General features: G+C 64.9%; 15 protein-coding genes. 6 read left to right on the forward strand and 9 right to left on the reverse strand.

Translation table 11 applies throughout. The features are described 5' to 3' along the window. Window positions 1–332 precede the first annotated feature (332 nt). The 5 genes from CYD53_RS21475 to CYD53_RS21495 all read right to left on the reverse strand — a co-directional run bounded on the left by CYD53_RS21475 (window position 333) and on the right by CYD53_RS21495 (window position 5,943). Window positions 333–1,208 (reverse strand): methyltransferase, TIGR04325 family, encoded by an 876-nt coding sequence (locus tag CYD53_RS21475; RefSeq protein ID WP_103720137.1) that lies wholly within the window; start codon window positions 1,206–1,208, stop codon window positions 333–335. Between the two features lie 476 nt (window positions 1,209–1,684). Continuing rightward, entirely contained in the window at window positions 1,685–2,170 is a 486-nt protein-coding gene (locus CYD53_RS21480) for a hypothetical protein (RefSeq protein WP_103720138.1), read from the reverse strand. A 42-nt stretch (window positions 2,171–2,212) separates the two neighbouring features. Next, complete coding sequence (locus CYD53_RS21485; protein WP_103720139.1) at window positions 2,213–3,613, reverse strand: tetratricopeptide repeat protein; 1,401 nt, start codon at window positions 3,611–3,613, stop codon at window positions 2,213–2,215. Window positions 3,614–3,684: 71 nt separating this feature from the next. After that, complete coding sequence (locus tag CYD53_RS21490; protein WP_103720140.1) at window positions 3,685–4,953, reverse strand: OpgC family protein; 1,269 nt, start codon at window positions 4,951–4,953, stop codon at window positions 3,685–3,687. A 72-nt stretch (window positions 4,954–5,025) separates the two neighbouring features. Further along, the gene (locus CYD53_RS21495) at window positions 5,026–5,943 is read right to left on the reverse strand and encodes a CE1 family esterase (protein WP_181011968.1); all 918 of its coding nucleotides are present in this window, start codon (window positions 5,941–5,943) and stop codon (window positions 5,026–5,028) included. Window positions 5,944–6,110: 167 nt separating this feature from the next. On the opposite strand from CYD53_RS21495, the gene CYD53_RS21500 reads away from it, so the two are divergent. After that, window positions 6,111–6,683, forward strand: a complete 573-nt coding sequence (locus tag CYD53_RS21500) for a sigma-70 family RNA polymerase sigma factor (protein WP_245928368.1) — start codon at window positions 6,111–6,113, stop codon at window positions 6,681–6,683. Window positions 6,684–6,888: 205 nt separating this feature from the next. Then, complete coding sequence (locus tag CYD53_RS21505) at window positions 6,889–7,530, forward strand: NrsF family protein (protein ID WP_181011969.1); 642 nt, start codon at window positions 6,889–6,891, stop codon at window positions 7,528–7,530. Between the two features lie 1,235 nt (window positions 7,531–8,765). On the opposite strand, the gene CYD53_RS21515 is transcribed toward CYD53_RS21505, so the two are convergent. Then, the gene (locus CYD53_RS21515) at window positions 8,766–10,031 is read right to left on the reverse strand and encodes a DUF2254 domain-containing protein (RefSeq protein WP_103720145.1); all 1,266 of its coding nucleotides are present in this window, start codon (window positions 10,029–10,031) and stop codon (window positions 8,766–8,768) included. Window positions 10,032–10,220: 189 nt separating this feature from the next. Here CYD53_RS21515 and CYD53_RS21520 point away from each other — a divergent pair, with 189 nt between their 5' ends. Both CYD53_RS21520 and CYD53_RS21525 read left to right on the forward strand, forming a co-directional pair. Beyond that, the gene (locus CYD53_RS21520; protein ID WP_181011970.1) at window positions 10,221–11,474 is read left to right on the forward strand and encodes a cation:proton antiporter; all 1,254 of its coding nucleotides are present in this window, start codon (window positions 10,221–10,223) and stop codon (window positions 11,472–11,474) included. Between the two features lie 137 nt (window positions 11,475–11,611). After that, the gene (locus CYD53_RS21525; RefSeq protein WP_103720146.1) at window positions 11,612–13,105 is read left to right on the forward strand and encodes a Do family serine endopeptidase; all 1,494 of its coding nucleotides are present in this window, start codon (window positions 11,612–11,614) and stop codon (window positions 13,103–13,105) included. Between the two features lie 102 nt (window positions 13,106–13,207). Here CYD53_RS21525 and CYD53_RS21530 read toward each other — a convergent pair whose 3' ends face one another. Together CYD53_RS21530 and CYD53_RS29990 are read right to left on the reverse strand one after the other, a co-directional pair. Then, on the reverse strand, window positions 13,208–13,660 hold the full coding sequence (locus CYD53_RS21530; protein WP_103720147.1) for a DUF305 domain-containing protein: 453 nt from the start codon (window positions 13,658–13,660) through the stop codon (window positions 13,208–13,210). A gap of 46 nt (window positions 13,661–13,706) precedes the next feature. After that, entirely contained in the window at window positions 13,707–14,450 is a 744-nt protein-coding gene (locus tag CYD53_RS29990) for a glutaredoxin family protein (protein WP_146055964.1), read from the reverse strand. Between the two features lie 244 nt (window positions 14,451–14,694). Here CYD53_RS29990 and CYD53_RS21545 point away from each other — a divergent pair, with 244 nt between their 5' ends. Beyond that, window positions 14,695–14,883 carry a hypothetical protein gene (locus tag CYD53_RS21545; RefSeq protein WP_103720149.1) on the forward strand — a complete coding sequence of 63 codons (189 nt, stop codon included), beginning with the start codon at window positions 14,695–14,697 and terminating at the stop codon, window positions 14,881–14,883. A gap of 28 nt (window positions 14,884–14,911) precedes the next feature. Next, window positions 14,912–15,097: a hypothetical protein gene (locus CYD53_RS21550; RefSeq protein ID WP_103720150.1), complete on the forward strand. Its 186-nt coding sequence runs from the start codon at window positions 14,912–14,914 to the stop codon at window positions 15,095–15,097. Window positions 15,098–15,118: 21 nt separating this feature from the next. On the opposite strand, the gene CYD53_RS21555 is transcribed toward CYD53_RS21550, so the two are convergent. Further along, window positions 15,119–15,580 carry a PRC-barrel domain-containing protein gene (locus CYD53_RS21555; RefSeq protein ID WP_146055965.1) on the reverse strand — a complete coding sequence of 154 codons (462 nt, stop codon included), beginning with the start codon at window positions 15,578–15,580 and terminating at the stop codon, window positions 15,119–15,121. Window positions 15,581–15,701: the final 121 nt, after the last annotated feature.

Below are 15,701 nucleotides of genomic sequence, written 5' to 3' on the forward strand. Positions count from 1 at the left end.
AAGGAAAAGGACTGGAGCGATTGAACGATCCAGCTGGATCGGAAATTGCTCTAAGACCGCCTCGACGCTTGGAACCGTGAAAGTGCAGGCGCCGGGACCTTCGTGGGGGGCTCATCTGAGCCACTGCGTTGCGCGAGCGCCAAGGTCGGTTGCTGCGAGGACGTTGACGGCAAGTCTGTCGCGTTGCAATGCGCTTCCAGTCTTGGGCTTGCCGAATAAGCGCCCGACGACGTTTCGGCGCCGGTAAGCTGGGCGATCGGGGGGATAGATGCCGCTGATCACGCGCCTGCCATCGACGCGCGGCCGGCCCTAATCGATCGTGGCTCCGGTTCTCAAGTCCGAAGCCGGAAATAGAGACCCGAGTAGGTAGCAACATAGCATTCTGGGTGGAGAGGAACTTCGATGGGGCGTTGTTTGTCCCAGGCGTCGACCTGATCATAGCCGAGTGCCTGCAACCCTTTGATGAAGTGCTCGCGGTGAGCGACCATATAAGGGCAAAACGCAATCTGCCCCGACCTCTTGACGATCGATTGCAACGTCACGAACGAGCGATCGGGATGAAGCGCGGTCCGATGTATGATCAGATGAGGCGGAAGCCTGATCGCTGCGCGCAGTGCCTGATGCAGAAAATTTTCTTCCAGATATTGGAGAGAGCCAGCCGCAAAGACGATATCAGCTTCGCCGATCGCGCTGATATCGTTTGTAAATCTGAGATGCTTCGCGCCCCTCTCCTCGGCGATCCGCTTTCCTGCTTGTGTGATATTGGGTAGGTCATAGACAGTCCATGAAAATTCACTCGGAAGATCAAGGTACTTGCAGTATTGATAGTAGACATGCCCAATATATCCGCCAAGATCGAATAAGTGGCATGCTCCCCCCTCAATGGCTGGTCGAAGCCAGAACAAAGCCGGATATTCGGTCGGCGGCATTGGTTTGAACTCGCCATTGGCATGGCTGTAGACATCCAGGTCGGCCATGCCCGTCTGATCATAGCCGGTTACCGCGGTTGGAGCTGAGCGGGCGGCCTCTTCAAAGCTTGAAAATACACCGCTATTGCCGCTGTCGTTCCGGCCCGCGAGAAATTGCCACCGATGAAGGGCGTAGTGGATATGTCTTATGCCCGGCCAAGGGCCTAGAATGCGAACAGCTCGGCGGCCAGCCCATCGAGCGACGCTGAGCGGAGTATGCCTTCGCCTAAGCTCCGTCATGTAAAACTTCCATCGGATCGGCGAGGATTCTTTGGCTGCCGAGCTGAACCAAACAGTCACATTGGGATTCTCGGTTTCCCAAGTAAGCAAGCGCACAAACGGTGACCGGCATGGGCGATGGTAGTAGTACCCCCTTCTGTTGTGGGGGGCTCCATGCCGTATTCGCGCTGCTTTGTAGCGGGACGGATGTCGCTGCCTGATTTCCGCCAGCTTGGTCCTCCCTGCCTGGGCGCCACGTAGCGCTGAGGATCTGCCTCGAACGGTGCCTTGTGCTCGGCACTGGCGAAGCGCCAGGTGGCGCCGCCATGGCTCGCCGAGAAATCCGGCTTGCCGGGCCGCGGGCCGCCATTGCGGAATTGGGCAACGGGATCATGGCCGCGGATCGCGATCGCATCAGCAGGGTCCAGCGTGTTGACCGGGGGGACAGGATGACGTTGCCCTCTCGCGCACGGCGCCTCTGCCGTCCCTGCCGGGGCTCAGGCCTTGCGCGCTTCCAGCGCTTCGAAGACATAGGCCGCGAGGTAGCCGTAGATCGCGTGGCCGACGAGGCTCATGAAGGAGAGGCGCGGCACGTCGTTGAGCAGGAAATGCTGGCCGGCGAGCGGCGCGAAGAAGCCGAGCGCAATGAAATAGGTGATCACGCCCCAGATCCAGCCATCGGCCGGCATGCCGAAGCTCTTCACCCAGCGGGTCAGCCCGTAATAGCCGAGCGGGTAGAACAGGAAGCCGGTGGTGAAGTGCAGCAGCTTGGCCGTCGGCGTCGAGATGGCGAGGCCGAGCTGATGCGCGAAGAGCGACTTGACCAGCTCCGGCGGCTCCAGCGGATATTCGGCGAACCAGGCGGTCGGCACGGCCGAGAACAGCTCCCAGAAGCCGAGCGCGGCAAAGCCGCCGAGAGCGAGGTTGAGCACGCTGCGCGTCGAAGGCAGGGCGAAGCCGCGGGTCATGGTGGCGGTGGTCATGGCGTGCGTTCCTGTCGTGAGGGGCCCAAGGGGCCCAGGAGGTCAATGGGCGATGGCAAGCGGCGTGGCCGCGACGGCGAGCGCGGCGGTGCGGCCGCTCGGGCGGCTGCGCAACTGCGTCAGCCTGCGGCTGGCGTAGAGATTCCAGCCGCCGCGCCGGGCGAGGCGCTCGCTGAGGATGTCGCTGGCCCGGTCGTGATTGCCGGAGCGGATCAGGCTTTCGATATGGGCCTGCTCGAACAGGTCGCGCTGGGCGTGGCTGCCGCCGATGGCGACAAGCCCGCTGCGGGCGCTGCCGAGCAGCCGGGAGGCCTCGGCATAATCGCCCTCCTGGAAGGCGATCAGGCCGAACGCCGCGAGCGCGCCGTTGCGGGCGGCTTCGCGCCGTTCGCCGCTCGGATGCGTCTGGCAATCCTCGACCAGCCCGCGCGCGATGGTTTCCGCCGCATCATGCTGGCCGGCGCCGAGCAGCGCGAGCGCGTAATGCAGGTCGGCGAAGACGAGGCGGCCGTCATGGACGCGGCCTTCGGCCTTGGCGGCGAGCTCCTCCCAGCGCGAGCCGACATCGACGCCGGCATAGTCGAGCCTGGCCAGCAGCGAGGCGCCGTTGGCGATGTCGCGGTAGTCATCGGTCTGCTCGCCGCGGATGTCCTCGTCATAGAGGCGCAGCACCTCAGCGGTCTCGCCGCGCTCCAGCCGGAACAGAGCGAGGTGCCAGACGATGTGGAAGCGCAGATTATTGGCATGAGCCCAGTTGCGGCTGTCGCCGAGCCAGGCGACGCCCTCCTCGCTGCGGCCGGTCATCTCCAGCACATGCGCCACGGCATGGCGGCCCCAGGCGTCGCGTGGGCTCAGGGCGACCGCGCGGCGCCCAGTGCGCTCGGCCTCGGCATAGAAGCCCTGCTCCTCCAGCGCGAATGCATAGCAGCCATGGACATAGCCGCTGAGCGGATGGCTCTCCGCGAAACCGGGCACGACGCGGTGCAGGCTCGCAAGCATCTCGGCCTGGTCGCCGAGCATGAAACGCAGGCCGTGCGAGAGCTTCAGCGCCAGCACGTCGAACGGATGGCTGTCGAGGATAGCCTCCAGGCGTTGCGCCGCCCGGCGCGGCGCGTCCGCAAGCCAGAGCGCCAGCGCCTCGGTGACCATGCGCTCGCGCTGCGTCGCCGGGCGCTGCGCCAGGGCGGTTTGCGCCCTCGCCAGGCAGTCACGTGCCGCGCCGAGCAGTTCGGGTCGGGCCAGCGAGAGCAGCATCAGGCCCTTGGCGGCATGAGCGAGCGCGAAATCCGGATCGGCGGCGAGCGTGCGGGCGAGATGCTCGGGCGTTGCCGCAGCATGCGCCAGCAAGGCTTCCAGCGTGTCGTTCCAGGCCAGCCGGGCCGCGTCGTTGGCGACGGTGACGTGGTTGCCCGAAAGATCATGATAGGAGAGATCGTGATACATGAGGCTGCTCCATTGCAGCGCCCGGCAAGAGCGCTCATCGGGGAGTTCGCAAGGCACCGTTCAAACGGACATCAACTCGCTTCACGGACCCGTGTTGGCAGGGCCACGGCCGGCTCGTCCCGCCGCATTGGCTCCGGCTTGGGCTCCGCCTTGGGCGCTGGCCCGGCCCAGGGCTGGCTCTTGAACCAGCCGACGATGACGGCAACCGTGAGGATCAGCGCAAAGCCTGCCAGGTTGAGCAGCGCGACGCTGGCCTCGCCGCGCCCGAGCCAGTCGGCGGCCGCGCCGGCGAGGCGCGCCAGCACGACGCTGGCGAGGAAGGTCGCCAGCGACTGCCTGCCGATCAGGATCAGGAGATGGCCCGCGCCGCTATCGAGCCGCTGGCGCCACGGATCGATCAGGCTCAGCACAAGATAGGCCAGGGCCAGGAAGTGCAGCACGCGCAGGATATGCAGGTTGCTCTTCTCGGCCTCGGGGATGAGCAGATCGCGCAGGGACTGCGCTGCCGGCCAATGCTCCAGGATGCCCCAGAAGGAGAGCGGCACGCTGAGCAGGAGGAAGACGGCGGCGGCCAGCATCAATCGCCTGTCGCCGAGCCGCGGCGTCGGCAGCCATTTCATCGCGATGAAGAAGCCGATGAAGAAGACGAGCTGCCAGGCGAAGGGATTGAGGAACCAGCCGGCTCCGTTCCAGGGATTGCCCGGCAGGTTGAGACCCTCGCTCCAGACCAGCGCGTAGAGCAGCCCGGCCAGCAGGAAGGGCAGGGTGGCGTGGATGCGCCTCAGCGCCATCATGGCCGGCACCAGCGCCAGGATGACGAGGTACATCGGCAGGATGTCGAGATAGTCGGGCTGCCAGGTCAGCGTGGCCAGGCCGAGGAGCGCGGTCTCCGCGTCGCTCAGCAGCGGCGGAAATTGCCTGGCGAGCTCGGCCAGTCCGAAGGCGCGGTCGAGCAGGCCTGCGAGGGCGATCAGCGCCAGCACGAGGCCAAGCTGCGCCCAATAGACCTGCCAGATCCGGTAGGCGATGCGCGCTGTGCCCAGCAGGAAGCCGCGCCGGACGAAGACACTGCCGAAGGCGAGCGCGCTGGCGATGCCGGAACAGAAGACGAAGAGCTCCGCGCCGGAGGAAAAGCCGAAGCGCGCCGGAATGAAGGCGTTCCAGCTGTTCTCCGGCAGATGCGCCACGAAGATGATCAGCATGGTCAGGCCGCGGAAGAAGTCGAGCCGCTCGTCGCGCGGCCGCTTCGCCCGTTGCGGGGAGGGGCCTGCGGCGGGCCCGGTCGCGGGCGCTGTGTCGCCGGCGCCGTGTGCGAGGCTCGTCAAAAAAGTGTGGCGCATGCAGGGTCTCCGGCGGGCCGCGTCAGTGGCTGCTTGGGAGAGATCGCACCAGTTGGCGCTGCGGTTACATCTTCACGGAAATGTGAGCCTGGCGCCGACGCTTGCCGGTGGCGCCTCGGGCGGCATGATCAGCTTCCAGGCGCGCTCGACCCAAGCGGCGGAGGCGATGTGGCCGCCAGCATGCAGGCAGAGCTCGAGTCGCGCCGGGCCGGCGCAGCCGCGCGCCTGGCGGCAGGTGAGTTCAGGCGGATCGGCCGGCGCTTTCGTGTCGGCAGCCCAAGAGGCGGTGCAGCCATCCGGCGCCAGGATCGCCAGGCTCTTGAAGACATCGCCTTGCCTGTAGCCGGAACGCAGGCTGCGCCCGGCCAGCGGCACGGTGGTGTCGCTCGTGCCATGGACATGGATCAGGTTCGGGCGCGGGCCGGCGCAGCCGCTCGGCAGCGGCTCCCAGAAGGCGCCGGCGATCGGTGCGAACCCGGCAAAGCGCGCCGGCATCCGGCAGGCCAGATACCAGACCATCGAGCCGCCCTGCGAGAAGCCGCTTGCCATGATGCGGCGGGGATCGACCGGGAAGCGCCGTGCGACATCGTCGAGAACGCGGCCGACATAGGCGAACTCGTCGCGGTTATGGCCGGGCGAACCGGGATAGGACCAGGTGCGGCCCATGCCGTCGGCCGCGATCAGGGCGACGCCGAGGCGTTGCGCCACGCCGACGAGACCCTGATCGGCGATCGTCTCCTCGGCTGAGCCCTGATAGCCGTGGAAATACATTATCGCGCCGCTGCGCTGCCCGGTCGGCGCCTGCTGCGGCAGGATGATGCGGTAAGAACCGCCGTCGACCAGACAGCCGCCCTCAGCCGGACAGGAATCGACAGGCTTGCGATCGGCCGGATTCTGGGCCGGCGCGGGGCCGGTCAGGACGAAGGTCGCGGCAAGCGCCACCACCCACCGGGCAAGACGCCGTCCCGCAGCCAAATCTCTCGCGGTCATCTCCGAGGCTCCTGAGCATGCGCGCCCACGGAGCGCTCCTTGCATGCGCGAGCCTATAGAGCCGGTGGGCTAGGATCATCGTCAGGTCACGGGCTTGTGAGCCCTGTGACGCCATGCGACGGAATAAGCCGGATTCCGTCTCGCCATCCCCAAAAAAGCCCACTGCCTTGTCGCTCGTCGAACTCGAAACGCAGCTGCGCCCCATCTTCCTGGCTGCACTGGCCGGCGATGCCGCGGCCTATCGGCTCTTCCTCGACATGATCGGCACGCGTCTGCGCGGCTATCTGCGTGGGATGCTGGCGCGCGCCGGCCGCAGCGAGCCGAGCGAGGCCGAGGACGTGCTGCAGGAAACCCTGCTGGCCCTGCATCTCTCCCGCCACACCTATGATCCCGCGAGCCCGGTGACGGCCTGGGCGCATGCGATCGCGCGCTACAAGCTCGTCGACCATCTGCGCCGCAGCGGACGTCACGCCGCAAACCTGCCGATCGACGAGGAGGCGTTTCGATTGGCCGCGCCCGACAGCGCCGCCTCGGATGCCAGGCTCGATCTGGAGCGCGCGATGCAGGCTCTGCCGGAGCGCACGCGCGCGCTGATAGACGGGGTCAAGATTCAAGGGACGAGCGTGGCCGAGGCAGCGAACGCCGCGGGAATGACCGAGACTGCGGCCAAGGTCGCGATCCATCGCGGCTTGCAGGCCATGGCCAAATTCCTGTCGAAGCACGGGACACGGCCGGCATGAGCCCGATGCGAGAGCGATGCGCCGTAACCTTTCGCCGGCTTGCCGCGAACTCCCCTCCGAGCCGAACTCACGGAAAAGCTCAGAACCGATGTGCACAGAGACTGTTTGGCCCCTTTTTGAGCCCTCATCCTGAGATGCCGCTGCGCGGCTCCTCAGGATGAGGGCTGGAGGTTCCAGACGGGCACTCAGACAGGTAAAATCAGTCATGCAGACCAATGACCTGATCTCCCTCATGACCGCGAGCCACCAGCCGGTGGACACCGGATGGCTGAGGCGCGCGACCGGCATTGCCGCGCTCGCAGCGCTTGCGGTCACGATCGGCCTCGTCCTTGTCACCCTGGGTGCGCGGCGCGATCTCGCCAGCGCCTGGATGACGCTACCGGTCATCGCCAAGGCCCTGTTCGGAGCCGGCGTCGCGGTCATCGCGCTCGTTTTGTTCCAGAGGAGCCTGCGTCCCGGGCTGAAGCCGGCGCGGCTCCTGCCGATGGTCGTGATACCGCTGCTGCTGGTGGCGGCCTGGGCCCTGCTGACCCTGGGCCAGGCGCCGGTCGCGCAGTGGAGCGCGCTGGTCTTCGGCCGTTATTGGCGCGCCTGCCTCATCGCCGTGCCGCTCTATGCGCTGTGCCCCCTCGTCGTCCTGCTGCTGCTGGCGCGCCGGGGCGCCCCGACGAACGGGCGTCTCACCGGCGCTTGCGCCGGCCTTGCCTCGGCCGGCCTCGCTGCAGTCGCGTACAGCCTGCATTGCCCTGACGATACGGCGCCGTTCCTGGCGACCTGGTACACGCTCGCCATCGCGATCGTGACCAGCCTGGGCGCACTCATCTTCCCGCGGCTGATACGCTGGTGAGGCGTCATACGTTGATGCCGCGTCATGGCCGCCAGCTTCGGCGAGCGATATCAAAGGCTTCCGATCGCTTGATATCCCCGCGCCGTCATTCCGGACAAGCCGCGCAAGCGGCGCTGATCCGGAATCCATCGAAGGGCGACGCACTCTACGATGGATTCCGGGCCTCCGCGGAGTTTATCCTTGGGCCGATCGAAGATCTGACCCGGGGGCTGCGCCCGGAATGACGGAGCGTGTTGTCAGGACAGAGCCATTGAAATCTCTGGCTTCATCCGGACCAGCCACTTAGTCGCAATGTCTTGACCCACGCAGCATGGCAGACGGCGCTGGCATCGGCGCTCGAACTGCTCGATCGCCAGAAGCGGAAAGCCGCTATTCGACCAGGCACCTGAATTCGCCACATTGTGCCTTTATAAATCCTCACTCGGCGTCGATTCGTTCGGCCGGCTTCACATGCGCCCATCAAGCGCCGAGCCCGCTGCCGTATTCATCGAAGTTTGACCGCTGCCCGAATGCAGCGTGCCGCTGCGCTTCGGCGCGCGCCGATCTCCCTAAAACGTAACTGCTGCGCGGCTCCGCCGCGTCGCGAATGGATTCCTATGCATCATATCTCCCAATCCAAGCCTTCAACCGGGCGTTCGCGCCCCGACATGACGAGCGCGGCAATGGCCGCACCCCGAAAATCCGATCCGAACTGGAAGCCGGAGCCCTGCGGCCTCAGCCGTGCAGAGCTGCGCAAGATCGTCGCGGACATCCTGGGGTAAAGATCCCCGGGGTGAAGACCCTGGGATGAAGAGCTCACGAGACAGCGCGACACCCGATCATGGCTTCGAAGACGTCGAGGCTGCTCCTCTCCGGCGCCGTCGAAGCCTTGTCGCTATCCTCGAATTGGCGGCGACACGCCATCCTCACAGCGGTGAGCCATCGCGAACCGCGCGTTCTGGCGATGGAGGGATGTCATCTGCCCCGTTTTGAACGTGCAAGACATCGCAGCACCATGCTCCGCCGATTCCGGCCGTGGCGCTGTGACGCTTCAGCGGCTTTCGCAGCCATCGTCGCGCGGGTCCGCCAGACGAGCTCATCCAAGGCCGACTTCGTTGCGGCAAGCAGGCTCGTCATGCTGCCGATCGTCGTCTTTGCCGCGCCCTTTATCCGCAGATTGTCGGAGCGCCTGACGCGCGAGGATGCTCTTTGAAGGCGCGGCAGAGGCCCCGAGATTGGGCCCCAAGCATTTCGCTTTAAGTTGCTGGTCCAACTTGCGTGCACTCGACATCTTCCGAAAGTCGTCGGAGCACGTCGATATCCTGCTGCAACGTCAACGAAGCCTCCGCCCGCTCCAAGGCCAATCGCGAGTGACGCACTGCGTTCTCGGTAAAGTTAGAAGGTCCGAGCCGCGACAGCGCCTTCAGGGCCTTCTGGAGCCTGATCCCGACCTCGACGATGCCTGCGCCATCCCGGGCGATCGGCGTGAACAAATCGTCGAAGATCTCCCCCAGATCGATTGCGGAGACATGAACCCGCGGGAATGGGATGTCCTGCTCGGGATCGACTGGTTCGGCCCAGATTGCCAGGATCCGGACTGCCCTGCCGATCACGTCGATCGCAGTACCAGGATCGTTTATCCCCGGCGACAAGGCGCGCGATGCGATCTCAGCCAGGACGGACGTGCCAAAACGGGGATCCTGATCGAACGAGCGGATGTCGTCGATCGTGAAACAAGCTCGGATCTCGCTTTCCTGCTCATCGAGATCGAGTCCGTTCGCCCATGCGATCGGGTCGGTTGGGACCACGAACGCCCCTGGCGTCGAGCGCACGAAGATCACGCCCTCACCCTCCTCGGCTATGTGCGACAACTGACCGATGTCGAGGTGCTGCACATAGCCGATCCGTGACGCATAGATCGGCCTTGCGGCTTTGGGGATTGCGGTCATAGCGCGACCGCCCATATGCGGCCGCTTGCAACGCATTCGCATCGCCTCGCTAGCCGCTTTCTCGACCCGCTCGGTCGTTTCCGTCACACGTCCCAGACGAGAGAGATGATCGATCCAGCGCAGGAGCGTGACCACGATTAGGACGATGACGCCGGCGGTGACGAGGAACAGCACCACGCGCCCGGTGCTGCCATAGGCGCCAGTGCTGAGCGCGATGATGCCCACGAGGCTGTAAAGGAAGGAACCAATGAATGTCGCCAGCACGTTCTGAGTGGTGGAATCCTCCATCACGAGGCGGGTTGCGCGCGGCGTCACATTGCTGGTCGCGGCCGAATAGGCCGACACCATCGTGCTGAGCGAGAAGGTCGTCACGGCCAGCATGCTGGACGCGATGATGCCGAGGATGTTGTCGACGGCATCGGCGCCGATCTTCGTCGGCAGATCGCTGGGGATGTAAGGCCCCAGGACGATCGCCACGAGCGCTGTGCCGACCGCCAGGATCGAGAACAGGCTGGCGCGGAACCACATTCGGCGGGTGAGTTGGGACAGAAGCCATAGCCAGCGCGACGTCATGCGAAAATCGGCTTCATCGGGGGGCCGTCTCCAGGTTGGCGGTCAAAGATCACTTTCTGGAACGCCCCAGCGCCAACCTGGTTGCCTTGCCACCTGCCGTGCGCGATGACGCGAGGAGCCGGTCCGCGCGGCGATGCTGCGTCCATCGGGCCGACCATCGCCCGTGCAGAGCCCAGGTATAAAACGCCCATGTTGTCTGCCTTCGACCTCATCGCCATCCTGCTCGTGCTGACGGCGGTATTCGGTTGGCTCAACCATGTTCTGATCGGCCTGCCGCATGCGATCGGCTTGTTGGTGATGGGCCTTGTGTCCTCGCTGATCCTCATCGGGATCGAGATCGCCTTGCCCGACGTCTCGCTCTATGAGGATCTGCGGCGCCTCCTCCGGCAGATCGACTTTCAGGAGGCCGTCCTCAACGGCATGTTGGCCTTCCTGCTGTTCGCCGGTGCACTCCACGTCAATCTGGCGGTGCTGAAGAGCAGAGCCTGGGCCGTCGGACTGATGGCGACCGTCGGGGTGCTGATCTCGACGGGGGTGATCGGCTTCGGCTTCTGGTGGCTGTCGGCTCTGCTCGGCGCGGCCGTCCCCTTTGCGTGGTCTCTGGTCTTCGGCGCGCTGATCAGCCCGACCGATCCGGTCGCGGTCCTGAGCACCCTCAAATCGGTCAGCGTCCCCAAGACGCTCGAAGCCGACATGGCGGGGGAATCGCTTTTCAATGACGGGGTCGGCGTGGTGATCTTCACCGTAGTCGTCGCGATCGCCACCGGCCAGAGCGGTGGCGCTGTCGAAATCGGCGAGGTCGCCAGGCTCTTCCTCTACGAGGCGCTCGGAGGCGCGATCCTTGGCCTGGTCTCCGGCTACGTCGCCTACCGCGCCACGCGCGCGATCGACGACTACCCCATCGAGACGCTGATCTCGCTGGCGCTCGTCATGGGCGCCTATGCGCTGGCGTCGAGACTTCACATGAGCGGCCCGATCGCCGTGGTGGTCGCAGGCATCCTGCTCGGCAATCGCGGGCCGCGTGATGCAATGAGCGACGAGACACAGCGATATCTGTTTTCGTTCTGGACGCTCGTCGACGAGGTTCTGAACTCGGTCCTGTTTCTGCTGATCGGCCTGGAGGTGCTGGTGCTCAGCTTCGACCGGAGCTTCCTGTGGCCGGCCATCTCGGTCATTCCACTCGTTCTGCTGGCGCGCTTCCTGGCGGTTTCGATCCCCGTCATGGCCCTTCGCTCGCGTATCGCCTTCGTGAGAGGCACCATCCCCGTCCTGACATGGGGCGGTTTGCGGGGCGGCATATCGATCGCGTTGGCGTTGTCGCTGCCCAGCGTCGCGGAAAAGCCAATCCTGCTGGCCGCGACCTACGCCGCGGTCGTCTTCACCATCGTCGTGCAGGGCTTGAGCCTGAAGGCAGTCGTCAGACGCGTCTCGGACTGTCCCTGAAGGCTGACGCAGCCGCAGTCCGAGCGGCTAACATGGTCATTCGTTAACCCCGCGGCCAGCAGGCGGGCATCTTGCGCGGCGTAAGAATGAACTCATGGGCCACCGCACGATGGCCCGATGCTCATCGGAGAATCGCCATGTCCAAGGTTTCCACCGTTCCCGCCGGCAAGAGCCGCAAGCGCATGCTCGCCTCGGTCGCCGCCATCGCCCTCGTCGCCTCCGGTGCGGCCGGCAGCGCTCTGCTATCCAATGCGACCCCGGCGCGGGCCGGCGCGGTCGTCACCTCCGACCTGCAGGCGCAGGCGGTGCCCTCGTTCTCGACGGTGGTCGAGCGGGTGAAGCCGGCTGTCGTGTCGGTCCGGGTCAAGATCGAGAGCGCGGCCGACACCGGCTCTGACATGTCGGGCCAGATGAACAACCTGCCGCCGCAACTGCGCGAACTGTTCAAGCGCTTCGGCGAGGACGGTGGCACACCCCAGCAGAAGCCGAAATTCGGTATGGCCCAGGGCTCGGGCTTCTTCATCACCGGCGATGGCTATGTCGTCACCAACAACCATGTCGTCGAGCACGCCAAGACCGTCACGGTCACGATGGACGACGGCAAGACCCTCGACGCCAGGGTGATCGGCACCGATCCCAAGACCGATCTTGCCTTGCTCAAGGTCAATGAAGCCGGCGACTACCCGTTCGTCGCACTGGCCAAGGAGGCCCCCAAGGTCGGCGACTGGGTCGTCGCGATCGGCAATCCCTTCGGGCTCGGCGGGACGGTGACGTCAGGCATCGTCTCAGCACGTGGCCGCGATATCGGCGCCGGCCCCTACGACGATTTCCTGCAGATCGACGCGCCAATCAACAAGGGCAACTCGGGCGGCCCGACCTTCAACCTCAAGGGCGAGGTCGTCGGCGTCAACACCGCGATCTTTTCGCCGTCGGGGGGCAGCGTCGGCCTCGCATTCGCGATCCCGGCAGGCACCGTGACCAGCGTCGTCGACTCGCTGGAGCACACCGGCGCGGTCGAGCGCCGCTATCTAGGGGTGCAGATCCAGCCGGTGACGCAGGACATTGCCGACAGCCTCGACCTGAAGTCGACGGCCGGTGCCCTCGTCGCCGAGGCGCAGCCCGGCACGCCTGCCGCTGAAGCCGGTGTCCGGTCAGGTGATGTCATCACTAAGCTGAATGGCCAGCCGGTGAAGGACGGCCGTGACCTGACGCGACGGGTCGGCGCGCTCAAGCCCGGCGACAAGGCAGAGATCGCCCTCATTCGTGGTGGCAAGGAAGAGACGCTGCCGATCACGCTCGCCGTCCAGAAGGGCGAAAGCGCCAATCCCACCGCCGACACGTCCGAAGCTCCGGCGATCCTCGGGGTGAAACTCGCGCCCATCCAGGAGTTGAAGGGCGCGGGCGATCAAGGCGTTGCGATCGTCAACGTCGATCCCGACGGCCCCGCCGCGAGCAAGGGCGTGTCCTCGGGCGACGTCATCCTCGAGGTCGCGGGCAAGGCGGTGAATGCGCCCGCCGAGGTCAAGGCCGGGATCGCCAGCGCCCAGCACGAGGGCAAGAAGGCCGTGCTGCTGAGGCTCAAGACGGCTGAAGGGCAGCGCTTCGTCGCCTTCTCGCTGGCCAAGGCTTGAGCGAGGACGCCGATCGCGCCAAGCAGTCGGCATCACGACGATCCAGCGGCGAAGCGGCGAAATCCACTTCGCCGTTTTGCGCGGCCCAGGCGGCCTGCCTACTTATCTGGCCTTAGCCTGTAGGTCGGTGATCAGCTGCTTCATCTCGGCGATTTCCCGGACCTGGGCGGCGATAATTTCATCCGCGAGCTTGCGCACGCGTGGATCGACGATACGTGCGCGCCCGCTGGTCATGATCGCGATGGAGTGGTGCGGAATCATCGCCCTCATGTAGGAAACGTCATCGACGGTCGTCTGGCTGCGCACCAGCCAGAGCGCCAGCGCGAAGACCGCGACGCTGGCGACGACGATCGCGACATTGGCTTTCTTGCTGCCATACATTTTCTGCATGAAGCCCAGCATCAGCACGGCCATCGTTGCGCCCATGAGCAGCGCCATCCAGGCCCGTGTCTGGCTGAAGAAGATATGATCGAACTCGTAGGTGTTCAGGTACATCAGGCCGAACATGACGATGGTTGATACGGCGATCATCGCGCCGAAGCGGACGTAGCTCATCGAGAATTCCTTGGTTGAGTGACAGCGCGGCAGATCGGCCAGATGGTCAGCGGGCCAGCATCCAGATGGCCATCGCGACCATCATCAGGTTCTCGGTCAGTGAGACGAAGCCGAGGGGAACCTTGCTGTCGCCGCCGACGCAGGCGCATTTGATCTCGCGCTTGTCGATGTAGACGGCCTTGACAACGGACACCGCGCCGACGAGGCCAATGACGAGCGCGACCGGGATCGCGAGCCAGAGCAGCGCGCCGGCGATCATCAGGATGCCGGCCAGCGCCTCTGCGAACGGATAGACATAGGCGTAGCGCACGACACGCTGCGCCAGCAGGTCGTAGCCCAGGAACATGTTGGAGAAGCGCTCGACGTCCTGCAGCTTCAGGATCGCCAGGATGCACATGGCGAACGAGATGAACCACTCGATGCCGCGAGCGGAGATGATGTCGCCCGAAGAGGCCCAGTTCGTCGCCGCCGCCATCAACGCAGCCATCACGAAGACGGCCACGACCGGCTGATAGCTGACCTCCTCGGCATCCGCGACCGGTTTGCCCAGATGCCTGCGCAGATCATCGTAGCCGCCGATCCGCTCGCCTGCGATGAAAGTCTGCGGCGTGGTCTTCACATCTTGCTCGGCCTTGAAGGCATCGATCTCCGGCCGCGATCGAAGGAGATGATCGTCGATGACAAACCCCTCACGGGCGAGCAGGTCGAGCGACTTCAGCCCGAACGGGCAGACATGCTCGTCCGTCACCATGCGGTAGAGCGTTGCCTGTCTGTCGCCTGTTTGCACCATCTGGCGTGCCCGATCTCAATGGACAGGTGCTTGGGCACCTGTCTCTGAAGGCAAACGTCGGCGCGCAGCGGAAGTTCAGCGGCGTTGCAGAATACAGCAATCCCAACCAGGTCACGCCGAATGATCTAAGCGGCGAAGCCGCTCGAGGCGCTGCAAGGATGAGCTGGGCCCGTAAGGGGAGCTTTCCCGAACGCCGCGCGTTGAACTCCTATGCGTGCTTCTCGCAACGGAAAAGGAGGTCACCATGCCGGCAGGACAAAACGATGGCTCAGGAGCCATGGTCGAACTCGAAGACGAGAAAGTCCGAAAGAACGACATCCTCAGCAATCGAGACAAGGCGCAGCGGCAACCCGGGCAAAGCCTGGATGGCAAGAGTAATCAGATCGACGAGTATAAGGATACGCCTTCGAACCAACGACCAAAGCGCGATTGATGATCCTCGAGCAGACAAGGAGTGCGCGATGACGACCATTCCCAAGAATTCTACGAACGAGAAGGCCGATAAGAAGCCAAAAGCTTCCGAGAAGAAAGTTGATCGTCCCGGGTTCGATCTGGGCGGCGCCAGCGGCGAGACTGAGGCTGGCAGAGGATTGGGGCTTGGCGTCGATGCCAAGGACGATCGCAAGGGCCAGCGCCTCCCGCGATAGGCGGCTCGGTTCGCTGGATCGCTACGTGACCAAAAAAGGGGCGGCACGGATCGTGCCACCCCGCATCTGCCAAAGCCTGATATCAGGCCTTCGTCTTCTGTACTCGAGTTTCGGTGCAGCTTTCAGCGTATCCCTGTTCGTGTCGACGAATGCGCGCCTTGCGCCGTCCTTCGGGTTCAACACTGCCGTCGAAGGGGCGAGGACGACATAGCCCTCGCCGATCCCGAGGAATCCACGGACGCCCACGACCAGGCCAGTGACGCTTTTGCCATTTTCGATGACAAGATCATCGGTCGTACCCAGCTTTGTCCCGATATCGATGCCGAGGGGTACTGGGCCTGCACCCTGCGCCGCACGGTCGCGACCGAAGCGAATGAGCCGCTCGCGATCGAGGGACGCCATATTGCACTTTCCGAGCTGCCGCTTGAGAAATTCAAGTGTAGCGGCCTTGGAAAGCAGAGGAGCCTTGCCGAGGGCGCTCATGTCGTCGATATGAGGGGCGACGAGGGCCCCGCATGTCGTCAGGCGCGCGATGCGCGACGTGTGCGGAGCCTCACCATGATCAACCCGGCGCCCGGCCCCGATGGCACGCGAACGCCGCCTA

Origin of the sequence: Allobosea psychrotolerans, from assembly GCF_002917105.1 — a bacterium.
Lineage (GTDB): Bacteria > Pseudomonadota > Alphaproteobacteria > Rhizobiales > Beijerinckiaceae > Allobosea > Allobosea psychrotolerans.